The sequence below is a fragment of the Kitasatospora sp. NPDC052868 genome (assembly GCF_044547105.1).
Lineage (GTDB): Bacteria > Actinomycetota > Actinomycetes > Streptomycetales > Streptomycetaceae > Kitasatospora.
The window spans coordinates 54519-69511 of sequence record NZ_JBITZW010000018.1; the positions used below are offsets into that span (position 1 = coordinate 54519).

Here is a 14993-nt window from a genome sequence, read left to right on the forward strand (position 1 = left end):
CAGAGGCAAAAGCCTCCGCCGTACCCTCCCGCGTCACGGCCGGGGGATGTTCCGCAGATTGCTCCGGGCCAGGTCGATCATGCGTCCGACCCCGCCCGAGAGCACCGTCCGACCGGCCGCCAGCGCGAAGCCCTTCAGCTGGGCGGCGGTGATGTGCGGCGGGATGGAGAGCGCGTTCGGGTCGGTGACCACGTCCACCAGGGCCGGACCGGGCCGCTCCAGCGCCTCCGCCAGCACCTCCCGCACCCGCGCCGGGTCGGTGACCCGCTTCGCGGGGATGCCCATCGCCCGGGCGATCCCGGCGTAGTCCACGTCGCCGTTGTCGATCTCCGACTCGGGGTAGCCGGAGACCAGCATCTCCAGCTTGATCATGCCGAGCGCGCCGTTGTTGAACACCACCGTCTTCACGGGCAGCCGGTGCCTGGCCACCGTCAGCAGCTCGCCGAGCAGCATGGAGAGGCCGCCGTCGCCCGACATCGCGATCACCTGCCGCCCGGAGCAGGCCAGTTGGGCGCCGATGGCGTGCGGCAGCGCGTTCGCCATCGAGCCGTGCAGAAAGGAGCCGATCACCCGGCGGCGGCCGTTGGGCTGGAGGTAGCGGGCGGCCCAGACGTTGTTCATCCCGGTGTCCACGGTGAACACCGCGTCGTCGGCCGCGACCTCGTCCAGCACCGAGGCCACGTACTCGGGGTGGATCGGCAGGTGCCGCTCGATGTCCCGGGTGTACGCGCCGACCACGTCCTCCAGCGCGCGGACGTGCCGGTCCAGCATCCCGTCCAGGAAGCGGCGGTCGTCCTTGGCCTCCAGGAGGGGCAGCACGGCCCGCAGGGTGGCCGAGACATCGCCGTGGACGGCGAGTTCCAGCGGCGTGCGGCGGCCGAGCCGGGTGGCGTCGTGGTCCACCTGGACGGTGCGGGCCTGCGGGAGGAAGGAGTCGTAGGGGAAGTCGGTACCGAGCAGCAGCACCAGGTCGGCGGAGTGCAACGCCTCGTGGCAGGCGCCGTAGCCGAGCAGACCGCTCATCCCGACGTCGTACGGATTGTCGTACTGGATCCACTCCTTGCCGCGCAGGGAGTGCCCGACCGGCGCGTTCAGGGCCTGCGCGACCGCCATCACCTCGGCGTGCGCCCCGCGCACCCCCGCGCCGCAGAACAGGGCCACCGTACCGGCGGAGTTGAGCGCCCGGGCGAGGGCCTGCACCTGGGACCAGGGCGGGGCGGCCACCGCCTGCTCGGTCAGGAAGCGGCTCGACCCGGTCGGCCCGGCGGCGGGCTCGGCCGCGACGTCCCCGGGGAAGGAGAGCACCGAGACGCCGGGGGAGCCGAGCGCGTGCTGCACCGCGATCCGCAGCAGCCGGGGCAGTTGGGCGGGCGTGGAGACCAGCTCGCACCAGCTGCTGCAGTCGGTGAACACCCGGTCGGGGTGGGTCTCCTGGAAGAAGCCGGTGCCGATCTGGCCGGACGGGATGTGCGAGGCGAGCGCCAGCACCGGCAGGCCGCTGCGCTGGGCGTCGTAGAGGCCCTGGATCAGATGGGTGTTGCCGGGCCCGCAGGAGCCGGCGCAGACCGCGAGCCGGCCGCTCAGCTCGGCCTCGGCGGCGGCTGCGAAGGCCCCGGCCTCCTCGTTGCGCACGTGCACCCAGCGGATGCCCTCGGCACGGCGGATGGCGTCCACCACGGGGTTGAGGCTGTCACCGACCACGCCGTACACCCGCTCGACCCCGGCCTGCCGGAGCACCTCCACCATCTGCTCGGCCACACTCACCACGAGGGCTCTCCTTCACCGGCCGCCGGTTGCCACAGGTCACCAGCACCCTCCGGCGTCCGGCACCCCCGCGCAGCCGGACAGCGGCCGAACGGGTGAACCGGCCCGGCCCGCGCGGGCCCCTACTCGGCCGCCAGGTGGTCCGGCCCCGGGCCGACCATGCCGGTGACCACGCCGGCCTGCGGCTGGCGGCGGGCCGGCTCCCGGCCGGGGGGCTGGGTGCAGCGCTCCTGGGCGGGCGGTACGGCGGTCGGCCGGGTGACCGGGGAGCCGGCCTTCACCTGCACCTGCTCGCCGTCGTGCCGCAGGTGGATCACCTCGCCGCGCCGCAGCGTGTACGTCGTCCCCTCGTGGGTGATCCGCACCCCGAGCAGGCGTCCGCGCACCATCAGCGAGAAGCTCAGCCGCATCAGCCCGGCCGGCAGCCGGGGGCGGAAGGAGAGCGCCTCGCCGTGGTCCCGCAGCCCGCCGAAGCCCGCCACCAGGGCGATGCAGGCCCCGGCCAGCGAGGCCATGTGCAGGCCGTCCCGGGTGTTGCCGCCGAGGTCGTGCAGGTCCATCAGGGCGGCCTCGGCGGTGTAGTCGTACGCGAGGTCCAGCTGGCCCACCTCGGCGGCGATCACCGCCTGGGTGCAGGCCGAGAGCGAGGAGTCCCGCACGGTCAGCCGCTCGTAGTAGGCGAAGTTGCGGGCCTTCTGCTCCTCGGTGAAGGCGTCCCCGCGGACCTGCATGGCGAGTACCAGGTCGGCCTGCTTGACCACCTGCTTGCGGTACAGGTCGAAGTACGGGTAGTGCAGCAGCAGCGGGTAGTTCTCCGGCGGGGTGCGCTCGAAGTCCCAGACCTGGTGGTCGGTGAAGCCGTCGGCCTGCGGGTGCACGCCGAGGTTCTCGTCGTACGGGATGAACATCGCGGCGGCGGCGTCCCGCCAGGCGGCGGTCTCCTCGGTGTCCACGCCGAGCACGGCGGCCTCCCGCGGGTGCCGCCCGGCGGCCTCGGCGGCGGCGCGCAGGTTGGACTGCGCCATCAGGTTGGTGAAGACGTTGTTGTCGGCGACGGCGCTGTACTCGTCCGGGCCGGTGACGCCCTCGATCCGGAACCGGCCGGCGGCGTCGTGGTGGCCGAGCGAGCGCCACATCCGGGCCGTCTCCACCAGCAGTTCGAGCCCGTACTCGCGCTCGAACCCGGTGTCCGCGGTGGCCCGGACGTACCGGGCGACGGCGGCCGCGATGTCCGCGCCGATGTGGAACGCCGCCGTGCCGGCCGGCCAGTAGCCCGAGCACTCCTCGCCGCGGATCGTGCGCCAGGGGAACACCGCACCGGACAGGCCCAGTTGGGCCGCCCGCTCGCGGGCCAGCGGCAGCGTGGTGTGCCGCCAGCGCAGGGCCTGGTTGACGGCGCTCGGCAGACAGTAGGTGAGCACCGGCAGGACGAAGGTCTCGGTGTCCCAGAAGCTGTGCCCGTCGTAGCCCGGGCCGGTCAACCCCTTGGCGGGGATGGCCCGTTCCTCGCTGCGCGCACCCGCCTGCAGCACGTGGAACACCGCGAACCGGACGGCCTGCTGGAGCTCGACGTCGCCCTCGATCTCGACGTCGCTGGTCTCCCAGAACTCCTCCAGGTACTGCTTCTGCTCGCCCACCAGCCCCTCCCAGCCGGTGTACCGGGCGGCGGTCAGCGCCGCCTCCACCTGGTCCCGGACGGCCGGCAGCGAACGGGTCGCCGACCAGCCGTAGGACATGAACTTGACCAGCCGCAGCCGCTGCCCGGGCGCCAGCACCGTGGTGACGCTGATCCGGCCGTGGTCCGCCTCGCTCTCGGCGACGGTGTCCAGCCGCTCCGGGCCCTCGATCACGTGGTCCATCCCGGCCGCGACCCGGATGCCGCTGTAGCGGGTCCGGTGCACCAGGACGGCCTTGGTGGCGCTCGCGTGGTTCACCTCGGGGAGCAGCGGCGCCTCCAGCACGGCGGCCGCGCGCGGGTCGCCCTCGGCGCCGCCCGGCAGCTGCTCGTTGGCCACCAGTTCGGACTGCAGAACGATCCGCACCGGGCCGTCCACCGCCTCCACCGTGTACTCCACGGCGGCGATGGCCCGCTGGGTGAGCGAGACCAGCCGGGTGGACTTGACCCGGATGGTCCGCCCGGCCGGGGAGGTCCACTCCGCCTCGCGGTGCAGCATCCCCTCGCGGAAGTCCAACCAGCGGCGGTGGCTTCGCAGTTCGCCGTAGCGGAGATCGAAGGGCTCGTCGTCCACCAGCAGTCGGATGATCTTGCCGTTGGTCACGTTGATGACGCTCTGGCTGGACTCCGGGTAGCCGTAGCCGCCCTCGCCGTACGGCAGCGGGCGCAGTTCGAAGACGCCGTTCAGATAGGTGCCGGGCAGGCCGTGCGGCTCGCCCTCGTCCAGGTTGGCGCGCAGGCCGATATGGCCGTTGGAGAGCGCGAAGACCGACTCGGCCCGGGCCATCGAGGCCAGGTCCAGGCCCGGTTCGACGATCTGCCAGGGGTCGACGACGAAGGGCTGCTCGGCGCTCATGCGCCCTCCTCCCCGGGGATCAGCTCGGCGAGGTCCGTGACGACCACGGTGGCACCGTCGCGGCGCAGTTCGTCGGCCTGGCCGGTGCGGTCCACCCCGACCACGGCGCCGAAGCCGCCGGCCCGGCCGGAGGCGACGCCGGCCAGGGCGTCCTCGAAGACGGCGGCGTGCGCGGGCTCGACGCCCAGCGCCCGGGCGGCGGCCAGGTAGGTGTCGGGGGCCGGCTTGCCCGGCAGGCCCTCGCGCTTGGCCACGATGCCGTCGACGACCACGTCGAACAGCTCCTCGATCCCGGCGGCGCGCAGCACGTCACGGCAGTTGGCGCTGGAGGAGACCACCGCGGCGGGCAGCCCCAGTGCGCGCAGCCGCCGCACGTAGGCCACCGAGCCGTCGTACGGCAGGACGCCCTGCTCGCGGATCATCGCCAGCACCGTGTCGTTCTTGGCGCTGCTGATCCCGTGCACGGTACGGGCGCCGGGCGGGTCGGCGTCGGTGCCCTCGGGCAGGTCGAAGCCCCTGCTTCGCAGGAACGCCCGGGTGCCGTCCAGGCGCGGGCGGCCGTCGACGTGGGTGTCGTAGTCGACGACCGGGTCGAAGGGCACGAACTGCCCTCCGGTGCGGTCGGATTCGGACCGCAGGAAGGCGTCGAAGGCGCTCTTCCAGGCCGCGGCGTGCACCTTGGCGGTCTGGGTGAGCACCCCGTCGAGGTCGAAGAGGAAAGCGCGGATGTCGTCCGAGAGCCCCAGCATGGGTGCAGTCTTACGCGCCGACGCGCCGGATGCCGCCCATTCCCGGCGGCGCGTCGCGGGAACGGGCGGCGTCCGGCGGCCTCGCGGTCGGCGGCGCGGCGGCTACGGGGAGTCGGGCGAGGCGATCACGGCGAAGACGGCGCCCTGCGGGTCCTGGACGACGGCCATCCGGCCGGACTGCATGTCGAACGGCGGCTGGATCACCGAGCCGCCCGCCTTCACCAGGGCGTCCACCGTGGAGTCGGTGTCGTCCACCGAGAAGTACGTCATCCAGTGCGGGGGCGTGCCGGGCGCCAGGTACGAGGCGGTCGGCTGCATGCCGCCCACCGTGCGGTCGCCGACGTTGAGGGAGTAGTAGCCCTCCATGCCCTGGATGGTGGCCGGGCGCAGGCCGACGGCCTGGTGGTAGAAGCGGCCGGCCGCGTCGGTGTCCGTGGTGTTGAGTTCGTTCCAGACCAGCGCGCCGGGCTCGTTGACGATGCCGGCGCCGATGAAGTCGACCTTCTGCCAGACGCCGAACACCGCGCCGGTCGGGTCGGCGGCGACCAGCATCCGGCCGACCGTCCCGACGTCCATCACCGGGTACAGGATCGTGCCGCCGCTGTCGGCGATGGACCGGGCGGCGGCGTCGGCGTCGTCGGCGGCCAGGTAGGTGGTCCAGGAGACCGGCGGGACGGGCTGGCCCTCGGGGGCCGTCTGCGCCATGATCCCGGCGACCGGCTTGCCGTTCAGCGAGCACACGGCGTAGCCGCCGAACTCGGGCGGGCCGACCTCGCCCTGCCAGCCGAACAGGTCGCGGTAGAAGTCGATTGCGGCCTGCTGGTCGCTCGCCATCAGGTCGACCCAGCACGGGGTGCCGGGCTTGTACGGGGACGTGACTACGGGCATTGCGGTGCCTCCAAGCGGTGGTCCTCCGCCGCGGTCGGCGGGCGCCGGGTGGTCGGGGCGCCGGGATCGGTCGCCCGGGCCGTGGCCGTCGCACGGCCGGATGGCGGGTACACCGCCCACGATCGCCGGGCCGCCGCGATCCCGCCACCGGACGGCGCCCCGGAGGGGTACCCCGGCACCCGCCCGGGCCGCACGGGCGGCCCCTGGACGCGCCCGTGCCGGGCCCTGCTCCGGCCGCTCCGCCTGCCGGCGGACCAGCCTTAGGAGACGTCCTCGCAGACGTCCTCGTCCGCCGAGCGGGTCGCACCGGTGACGCTGGACGGCAGCGGCTCGGGCACGGCCGGCGCGGCGGCGCCCGGGGTGGTCGCGCCGGCCGCGGACGCGGCCGCGCCGCCGTTGGCGGCCGCGAAGTCCTTGCCCACGATCACGAGGATGCCGGCGGAGGAGCCGGCCTTGACGCTCGCCCCGGGGAACAGCGCGGCGACCTTCTCCGCGTTGGCCTTCTGACCGGAGCCGTACTCGATCATCGTGGTGGCGTACTTGGTGCTGGCCGCCGGGCCCATCTTGGTGGCGTTGAACTTCGCCGCCTTCAGCGCCTCGGTCGCCTTGCCGTCCAGCGCGGAGGTGGTGGTGCCGTTGTAGACGCCGACCTTGATGGCCGCGTTGCCCGTGTCGGAGGCCGCGGCGGGGGTGGTGGTCGTGGGCGCGGCGGGGGCCGGAGCCTCCGGCGAGGCGGGCGCGGCCGACTGCTCCCCGGTGGCGTTCTGGCCGTCGATGGTCCGGTCCGCCTTGAGGGTGTCCCAGAGCTTGTTGGCGTCCGGCTGGACGATGTCGATGTTCATGTCCTGGGTGCGGAAACGCCAGGGCAGGGTGACGAACTTGAGGTCGTGCATGTCGATGCTCTTCAGCGACAGGGCGAACGACATCAGCTTCTCGACCGAGTCGAGTCCGGGGTCGACGGTCATCGACTTGGTGGCGGCGTCGGCGAGCGGCAGCAGGGTGGTCGGGTTCAGGCCCTGGCTCTTGATCTTCGTCGCGAGCGAGCCGAGGAACGCCTGCTGGCGCTTCATCCGGCCGATGTCGGAGTTGTCGCCGATGCCGTGGCGCAGGCGCACGAAGTTGAGCGCCTGCTGGCCCTCGACCTTCTGCTTGCCCTGCGGCAGGACGACGTTGCCCTTCTTGGGCAGCTTGGGGTTGATGTCCCCCTCGTAGATCGGCTTCGGCAGGCAGACGTCCACCCCGTTGACGGCCTTGGTCATCGCGGAGAACCCCTGGAAGTCGACCACGATGGTGTGGTCGACCCGGATGCCGGTGAGCTTCTCGACGGTGTTCTGGGTGCAGGCCGGGTTGCCGTCGTCCGTCTCGCCCTTCGAGAACGCCGCGTTGAACAGGTCGCTGGTGACCGCCTTGGACCACTTGCCGTTCGGCAGCTTGCAGGACGGGATCGCCACCATGGCGTTGCGCGGGATGGAGATGCCGACGGCGTGCTTGTGGTCGGCGTAGACGTGCAGCAGGATCGTGGTGTCCGAACGGGCGCCGCCGTCCTCGCCGCCGCCGAGGTCGGAGTTGTTCTTGCCGCGGCTGTCCGAGCCGATCAGCAGCACGTTGACCGGCTTGTTGCCGTCCGCGTCGGCCTGCGCCTCCGGCGGGCGGTCGGTGGCGATGGCGTCCGCGTCGAAGGACTTGATGTTGCCGTTGAGCTTCAGGTAGATCGCGCCGCCGGCGCCGGCTATCAGGACCAGGACGCCCGCCGCGGACCAGGCGACGATCTTCTTGACGTTCTTCTTGGGCTTGCGGCTGTTGCGCGCCGCCGCCCGGCCGCCGGCCGCGCCCGCGGTGCCCGTGGCCGGCTCCCCGCCGTCCGGTCCGCCCCGGCCCGCTCCGCCCCTGCCCTGCGCCGCCCGCCGTGCCTCGGCCCGGCCGCCGGCCCGTGGCTGCGGCACGCCGGCCCCGCCGGTGCCCTCGGTCGTGAGCGCACCGGGCGCGTCCTCGCCACGACCCGGGCCCTCGCCCCACTGACCTGACATCCGTGTGTACCTTTCACCGGCTGACGCGGCGCCCTCAGGAGTGGGCGCACTGCACACAGAGAGACGGGTGAAACCGCCCCCGGGTTGCACATACGAACGTCGTAATGACCGACGAGCACACCCCCACGGCTGTCCCCAGCCCCCCTGTCGGGCCTCTGCGGTCGCAGCAGGCCCTCTCGGAGCATACAAGCCGGTCATATTTTTACTGGGGCCCCATCAGGTCGCCCCGGTGGATGGACACCTGGCGCGACCTGCCGCGCGGCGGGGGGCGGTTCAGCGGCCGCGCTCCTCGACCAGTGCCGCCAACCGGTCCAGGCCGGCGTTGATCTCCTCCGGTCGGAGCCCGCTGAACGAGAGCCTGATCTGGCGGCGGCCGCCGGCGCCGCCGTAGAAGTAGGACATCGGGGTCCAGAGCAGTCCGTACGCGCGGGCCGAGTGCTCCAGGAGGGCGTCGTCCACGTCGAAGGGCACCGTGAGGGCCAGGAAGAAACCGCCGGCCGGGCTGTTCCAGGCGAGGTCGGACCGGTCGGCGAAGCGGTCCGACAGACCCTGCAGCAGCAGCCGCCGGTTCCGCTCGTAGAGCGCGATCTCGCGGTGGTTGCCCGCCCGCAGGCTCAGCCCGTGGGCGAGCAGGCCGCCGCCCACGACGGCCTGGGCCAGCGGCGAGGTGTTCACGCTGAGCATGCTCTTCAGCACGGAGATCCGGTCGGCCAGCAGACCGGCCGAGCCGTCGGCCCCGGCCACCGTCTGGTCCGCCACCAGGTACCCGATCCGGGCGCCCGGGACGGAGGTCTTCGCGAAGGACCCGAGGTGGACGACCCTGCGGCCGGTGTCGAGGGCCTTGAGCGACGGGGGCCGCCCGGCACCGGCGAACACCCCGTACGGGTTGTCCTCCAGCAGCAGCAGGCCCTCCTCGGCGGCCGCCGCGAGCAGCGCCCGCCTGGTCTCCAGGTCCATGCTCACCCCGGTCGGGTTCGCCACGTCCGGGATGACGTAGAGCGCCCGCGGGCGCAGGCCCTCGGCCCGCGCCTCGGCCAGCCGCCGGGCCAGGTCGTCGAGGTCCACGCCCCTCGGCCCGCCGTGCACCGGGCGGACGGGCAGGTCGCAGAGCCGGGCGGCGCCGGCGAACCCCACGTAGGTGGGCGAGACGGCCAGCACGACGTCCCGCGGGCCGCGCCCGAGCGCGCGCAGGACCAGGTACATCGCCTCCTGGCAGCCGTTGGTCACCACGACGGACTCCGGATCCGCCGTGATGCCCTCGTCCACCCCGAGGTGGGCGGCGATCAGCTCGTGGATGATCCCCTTCGTCCGGCCGTACTGCATCAGCGTCCGCCGGACCTCCGCCTCGGACAGCCCGCGCTCGGTGCGCAGGTACCCGGTGAACCGGCGCAGGTGGCGGTGGACGTCCTCCAGGTCGAAGAAGTCCTCGGTCGGCCGCCCGGCCGCGAACGAGACGGCCTGCGGGTACCGGGCGGAGATCTCGTTCAGGAAGTTCATCGCGTTCATCGCCGGATCCGCCAGCGAGCCGTGCAGCTCCCCCAGCTGCAGGTCCGCGGGGGGCCGCGCGGTCGGGGGCGGGCCGCTCACCATGGCCGGCCCCCGCAGGAGCAGGCGTCGGCGGCGGTCCGCAGCCCGGCGACGGCCGCCAGGTCGGGGCAGCCCGCGAGGGCCATCGCATGCCGGAACTCCTCGCCGAGCAGGCGCAGGACGTCGGCGCAGCCGGCCTCCCCGTCGGCGGCCAGCCCCCAGACCAGCGGCCGGCCGAGGAGCACCCCGGAGGCGCCCAGGGCGAGCATGGCCAGGACGTCCGACCCGCTGCGGACCCCGCTGTCGGCGAACACCTGGCAGTGCTCCGACCCCGCCGCGCGCAGCCGCCGGACCACCGCGGGGAGTGCGGCAGCGCTCGGCACGGCCCCGTCCAGCTGGCGGCCGCCGTGGTTGGAGACCACGACCGCGGCCGCCCCCGCCTCGGCGGCCCGGACGGCGTCGCCCGGGTCCAGCACCCCCTTGACCACTAGGGGCAGGTCGGTGACCCGCCGCAGCCGGGCGAGGTCCGACCAGCCGACCGAGGCGGAGAACACCTCGGCCGTGTGCGCGGCCACCGCCGAGGCGTGCGCCGTCCGGCGGTGCGCCGCGCCCGCGCCGGGGTCGTCGAGCAGCGCGGCCCGCACGCCCTGCGGCAGGGCGAAGCCGTGCCGGACGTCCCGCAGCCGGCGGCCCATGAACGGCACGTCGACGGTGAGGACGAGGGCCTTGCAGCCGGCCTCCTCGGCCCCCCGGACCAGCCGCAGCAGCAGGGCCTCGTCCTTCGGCCAGTAGAGCTGGAACCAGAGCTCGGCCCCCGTCGCCGCGAGCTCGGCCAGCGGCGTACTGGTCAGCGTGCTGACCACGAACGGGATGCCCGCTGCCGCCGCCGCCCGGGCGGCGGCCGACTCCCCGTCGGGGTGGAACAGCCGCTGGTAGGCGACCGGGGCGACCGCAACGGGCAGCCGGGCCGGGCGGCCGAGCAGCAGTGCGCCGCTGTCGCAGGACGCCACGTCGGCCAGCACCCGGGGCACCACCGAGACCCGGTCCAGGGCGGCGCGGTTCGCCGCCAACGTGCGCTCCTGCCCTGCCCCGCCCTCCAGCCAGTCCCACGCCTCGCGCCCGAGCACGGCGCGGGCGCGGTCCGCGTAGTCGGTGACGGACAGCGCCGCGGGCCGCGCGCTCACCGCCCGACCCCCGTGGCGGACCGCTGCAGTTCGACGGCCTCGTACAGCGCCCGGATGTTGTTGCTGCCGAAGCCGCGCGCCCGGATCCGCTCGATCACCTCGAAGAACAGCGTCCGCCGGGGGTGCTCGGAGCGGGTGAAGATCTGGAACAGCTGGCCGTGGTGGTCCTCGTCCACCAGGATGTCGCCCTCCCTGAGCCGGTCCGCGCCGTGCCGGCGGGGCGTCAGCCGCTCGCCCAGCAGGTCGTAGTACGCGGACGGCGCCCGCAGGAACGGGGTGCCGAGCCGGCGCATCGTCGCGACGGTGGCGACGATGTCCTCGGAGGAGAAGGCGACGTGCTGGACGCCGGCGCCGCCGTGGTCGGCGAGGAACGACTCGATCTGGCCCGCCTCGGCCTGGGAGGCCGGCTCGATCAGGGTCAGGGTGACCTCGCCCGCGTCGTTCTGGACCACGGTGGAGTTCATGCCCAGCGGGCCGACCGCGATGTTCTCCTCGAAGATCACCCGCATCCCGAACACCTCGGTGTAGAAGCGCACGGCGGGCTCCAGTCCACCGGTCGGCAGGCAGACCGCGAAGTGGTCCACCGCGCGCAGGCCGACCGCACCGGAGCCGGGCCGCCGCGCGTCGGGCGCCTCCGCCCCGCGCTGGACGAGGTGGTGGACGACGTCGCCGAAGGCAGCCACGGTGGCCCGGGCCCGGCCGTCCCGCACCGTCGGCGGCTCCACGGTGACCGCGCCGCGGGCCACCAGCCGGGCGTGCACCGCGACCGGGTCGGCCACCCCGAGGGCGATCCCGGCGACGCCGTCCCCGTGCCGCTCGACGAACGCCCGGGCCGGGTGGTCCGCGTCGAGGGCCTGGACCACGAGCAGCCGGATCCGGCCCTGGCCCAGCAGCACCGAGAGGTGCTCGCCGCCCCGGTCGTCGCGGGTGACCGGGGTGAGCGGCTCGAAGCCGTAGGAGGTGGTCAGCCGGGCCGTGGTGGCGGCCAGGTCGGCCACCTGGAGCTCGACGTGGTCGATCACCGCGTCGGCGACCGGGGACCGGTCCGGGACGGCGGGCGGGTCGGTGCACGGGTCGGCGGACCGGTCGGGCGAGGGGGTTGTCAGCACGGGGGACTCACTTGCTCGTCGGAGGGGTGGGAGCGTCGGCCGGGTTACCGCCGCCGGACCGGCGGGCCGTCGCGCAGGGCCGTCAGCATCAGGTCGCGGAACAGCGGGGCGAACCCGGGCGCGACCAGGTCGGCCCGGTAGGTGACGTCGACCAGCAGCGTGCCGTCGGCGCGCGGCCAGACCTCCGTCACCACCTCGCAGACGCCCTCCGCCGCGGGCAGCCGCACCGGGACGGCCACGGCCGGGCCGAGGTCGAGCGGCGTCGGCGGGGCGTCCTGGTAGACGAAGAGGAACTGGTAGAGCGGGTCCCGGTCGGTCCGGGCCGGGCGCACCAGGCGGACCACCTCGGCGAAGGAGACGTCCTGGTTCGACAGGGCCGCCGTCACCGCCCGCCGGGTGCCGTCGACCAGCTCGGCCCAGCCCTCCCGGCCGCCGTCCAGCCGGACGCAGACGGTGTCCACCAGGCAGCCGACGGCGGCGGCGAGCAGCGGGGAGGCCCGGCGCGAGACCGGCACCCCGATCGCGAGGTCGCGCTGCCCGGTGACGGCCGCCAGCACGGCCGAGGCGGTGGCGAGCAGCACCGTGAACGCGGTCGTCCCGTGCTCGGCGGCGAGCCGCTCGACGGTCGCCGCCTCCGGGCGCTCCAGGACGAAGCCCAGCACTCCGGCGGACCGGTCCGCCGGGGCCCGCTCCCCGGGCGTCGGCAGCGGCAGGCGCAGCTCCGGGGTGCCCTGCAGCGCGTCGCGCCAGAACGACCGCTGGGCCTTGAGGTCGACCAGCCCGGCGAGTGCGGCCGTCTCCCGCTCCACCTGGCGCAGGCCCGGGGCCGGCCCGGCGAAGACCGGGCGCTCCCCGCGGGCCCGCGCCGTGTAGGCGAGGGACAGCTCGGCGGTGAACACCGGCTCGGAGTGCCCGTCGAAGGCGATGTGGTGGAACACCAGGCCGAACAGGGTCTGCGCACCGTCCTCCAGCGGGAGCAGGACGGCCCGCCAGACCAGGCCGGCCTCCGGGTCCAGCGGCCGGGCCAGCGCGCGCTGCACGGCGGCGACCGCGGTCGGCAGGCCGTCCGCGGGCGGCAGCCGGCGCAGCAGGGCTCGGCCGGCACCGGCGGGAGCCGGGCGCGGGACGGCCACCGGGACGGGGTCGTAGGCGTCCTCGTCCAGCGTGTAGACGGAGCGGAGCGCCTCGTGGCGGTCGGCCAGGTCGCCCAGCGCCGCCTCCAGCGCGTCGGCGTCCACCGGTCCCTGGAGGCGCCAGAGCAGCGGGCAGAGGCCGGAGAGGTCCTCGGGATCGGCGGCCTGGCGGGCCCAGAAGACGCTCTGGGCGTCGCGCAGCGGCACCGCGGGGCCGGGCCGGTCCGGCAGCGGGTCCCCAGACGGGCCGGGCTCGGACGGCTCGGGCTCGGACGGGCCCCGCTCGGCGGTGCGCAGGCCGATCCACGCGGCGAGCTCCCGTACGTTCGGGCGCCTGACCACCTCCGAGACCGGCAGCGGGAGGCCGAGCGAGGCGGTGAGCCGGGTGCAGACGACGCCCAGCCCCAGGGAGGTGCCGCCGAGGTCGAAGAAGCCCGCGTCGACGGGCACCCGGTCGACGCCCAGCACCGAGGCGAAGACCGCCGCCACGGTGCGCTCCAGCTCGTCGGCCGGCCCGTCGCCGGGCAGGCCGTCCAGCCGCTGCTCCTCGACCAGGCGCAGCAGCCCGGCCGCATCGGCCTTCCCGTTCGGGTTGAGCGGCAGGGCGTCCAGCCGGAGCACCGTGTGCGGCACCAGGTAGGCGGGCAGCCGGGCGGCCAGCCGGGCCGTCAGTTCGGCCTCGGTCGGGTGCTGCGCCCGGCCGGTGGTGAAGGCCAGCGCGAGGCCGCGGCAGCCGCCGGCGCCGTCGGGCAGCGGGACCACCGCGCACTGGTGGACGCCCGGGAGCGCGAGGGCGGCCCGCTCCACCTCGTCCGGCTCGACCCGGTGCCCGCGGATCTTGACCTGCCGGTCGGCCCGGCCGTCGAAGTGCAGCCGGCCGTCCGCCGTCCGGTGCACCAGGTCGCCGGTGCGGTAGACCCGGGTGGCGACCCCGTCGATCTCCACCGTGGGGAAGGCCCGTGCGGTCCGCTCCGGGGCGCCCAGGTAGCCGGTCGCGAGGCCGTCGCCGGAGATCAGCAGCTCGCCGGTCTCGCCGGGGCCGCAGAACCGTTCGCCGTCGTGGACGTACAGGCCGGTCCGCGGGACGGCCGTGCCGAGCGGCACCCCCTCGGGCAGCGCGCAGTCCCCGGGGCGGACCGGGTGCACGGTGGCGAACAGGGTGGTCTCGACCGGTCCGTAGCAGTGCAGCAGGCGCAGACCGGGGAAGCGCTCCAGCAGGGCGGCCAGATGGCGGGGGGAGACCTTCTCCCCGCCGACGAAGACCTGGTCGACGCCGGCGAACGCCTCAAGGTCCTCGTCCACGAAGACGTTGAACAGCGTCGAGGTGAGCGAGAGGCAGTTGACCCCGTGGTCGGCGACCAGCCCCCGCAGTGCGGCCGGGAGCAGGTAGGGCTCGTCCACCACCACCGAGCAGCCCCCGTTCAGCAGCACGCTCCAGAGTTCGAGCGTCAGGGCGTCCCAGGGGACGGCCGAGGTGAGCGGCATGACGGTCCGCGGGCCCAGCTCGGCGAAGGGGCAGTCCTCGAACAGCCGGACCGTCCCAGCGTGCGGGGACAGCGCGCCCTTGGGCTCGCCGGTGCTGCCCGAGGTGAAGAAGACCGCGGCCGGGCTGTCCGGGCCGATCTCCACCACCGGTACCGGGCGGCCGGGGGTTTGGCGGCCCGGCGCGACGGCCCGGGTGCCGGCGGGCGGCGGGCCGTCGGTGACCGTCAGACCCGCGCCCATCAGCCGGACCAGCCGGTCCACCCGCCCGCCCGGCCAGCGGGGGTCGAGCGCGGCGTACGCGGCCCCGCACTTGAGGATCCCCAGGAAGGCCACCACCAGCCGGATCGACCGGGGCATCAGCACCGGGACGAGGTCGCCCGGGGCGACGCCGGCCGCGGCCAGGTCGGCGGCGAACGCATCTGAGGCATCGGCCAGTTGACGGTAGGTCAGCACCGTGGCGCCCTGGACCAGGGCGCGGGCGTCCGGGGTCTCCTCCGCGCGCCGGGTGAAGAGCGTGTGGATCAGGCCGCCGTGCCGGTCCGGCTCGCGGTGCGTGGCGCCGGCCGCGGAGGGTGTCGGGATCATCGGTGCTTGCT

At 74.6% G+C, this 14993-nt stretch carries 9 protein-coding genes; all 9 read right to left on the reverse strand.

Features of this window, described 5'->3' with window-relative positions; genetic code table 11:
- Positions 1-33 precede the first annotated feature (33 nt).
- The gene (locus ACIGZJ_RS26510; protein ID WP_396459641.1) at positions 34-1746 is read right to left on the reverse strand and encodes a pyruvate dehydrogenase; all 1713 of its coding nucleotides are present in this window, start codon (positions 1744-1746) and stop codon (positions 34-36) included.
- Positions 1747-1886: 140 nt separating this feature from the next.
- Positions 1887-4295 (reverse strand): glycoside hydrolase family 65 protein, encoded by a 2409-nt coding sequence (locus tag ACIGZJ_RS26515; RefSeq protein ID WP_396459564.1) that lies wholly within the window; start codon positions 4293-4295, stop codon positions 1887-1889.
- Complete coding sequence (locus tag ACIGZJ_RS26520) at positions 4292-5044, reverse strand: HAD family hydrolase (RefSeq protein ID WP_396459565.1); 753 nt, start codon at positions 5042-5044, stop codon at positions 4292-4294. Before ACIGZJ_RS26520 ends, ACIGZJ_RS26515 begins: the two co-directional genes overlap by 4 nt.
- Positions 5045-5146: 102 nt before the next feature.
- Positions 5147-5932 (reverse strand): VOC family protein, encoded by a 786-nt coding sequence (locus ACIGZJ_RS26525; RefSeq protein WP_396459566.1) that lies wholly within the window; start codon positions 5930-5932, stop codon positions 5147-5149.
- Positions 5933-6192: 260 nt separating this feature from the next.
- Positions 6193-7959, reverse strand: coding sequence for an LCP family protein (locus ACIGZJ_RS26530; RefSeq protein ID WP_396459567.1), 1767 nt, complete (start codon positions 7957-7959; stop codon positions 6193-6195).
- A 273-nt stretch (positions 7960-8232) separates the two neighbouring features.
- Complete coding sequence (locus tag ACIGZJ_RS26535) at positions 8233-9549, reverse strand: PLP-dependent aminotransferase family protein (protein WP_396459568.1); 1317 nt, start codon at positions 9547-9549, stop codon at positions 8233-8235.
- On the reverse strand, positions 9543-10670 hold the full coding sequence (locus ACIGZJ_RS26540) for an alpha-hydroxy acid oxidase (RefSeq protein WP_396459569.1): 1128 nt from the start codon (positions 10668-10670) through the stop codon (positions 9543-9545). The genes ACIGZJ_RS26535 and ACIGZJ_RS26540 overlap by 7 nt, the downstream gene beginning before the upstream one ends.
- On the reverse strand, positions 10667-11779 hold the full coding sequence (gene hppD / locus ACIGZJ_RS26545) for a 4-hydroxyphenylpyruvate dioxygenase (RefSeq protein WP_396459570.1): 1113 nt from the start codon (positions 11777-11779) through the stop codon (positions 10667-10669). Before hppD ends, ACIGZJ_RS26540 begins: the two co-directional genes overlap by 4 nt.
- Positions 11780-11823: 44 nt before the next feature.
- Positions 11824-14982, reverse strand: coding sequence for an amino acid adenylation domain-containing protein (locus ACIGZJ_RS26550; RefSeq protein WP_396459571.1), 3159 nt, complete (start codon positions 14980-14982; stop codon positions 11824-11826).
- Positions 14983-14993 lie beyond the last annotated feature (11 nt).

Coding starts and splice junctions, on each gene's coding strand:
- ACIGZJ_RS26510 (WP_396459641.1), bottom strand. CDS start 1,746: ATGGTGGAGGTGCTCCGGCAGGCCGGGGTCGAGCGGGTGTACGGCGTG.
- ACIGZJ_RS26515 (WP_396459564.1), bottom strand. CDS start 4,295: ATGAGCGCCGAGCAGCCCTTCGTCGTCGACCCCTGGCAGATCGTCGAA.
- ACIGZJ_RS26520 (WP_396459565.1), bottom strand. CDS start 5,044: ATGCTGGGGCTCTCGGACGACATCCGCGCTTTCCTCTTCGACCTCGAC.
- ACIGZJ_RS26525 (WP_396459566.1), bottom strand. CDS start 5,932: ATGCCCGTAGTCACGTCCCCGTACAAGCCCGGCACCCCGTGCTGGGTC.
- ACIGZJ_RS26530 (WP_396459567.1), bottom strand. CDS start 7,959: ATGTCAGGTCAGTGGGGCGAGGGCCCGGGTCGTGGCGAGGACGCGCCC.
- ACIGZJ_RS26535 (WP_396459568.1), bottom strand. CDS start 9,549: ATGGTGAGCGGCCCGCCCCCGACCGCGCGGCCCCCCGCGGACCTGCAG.
- ACIGZJ_RS26550 (WP_396459571.1), bottom strand. CDS start 14,982: ATGATCCCGACACCCTCCGCGGCCGGCGCCACGCACCGCGAGCCGGAC.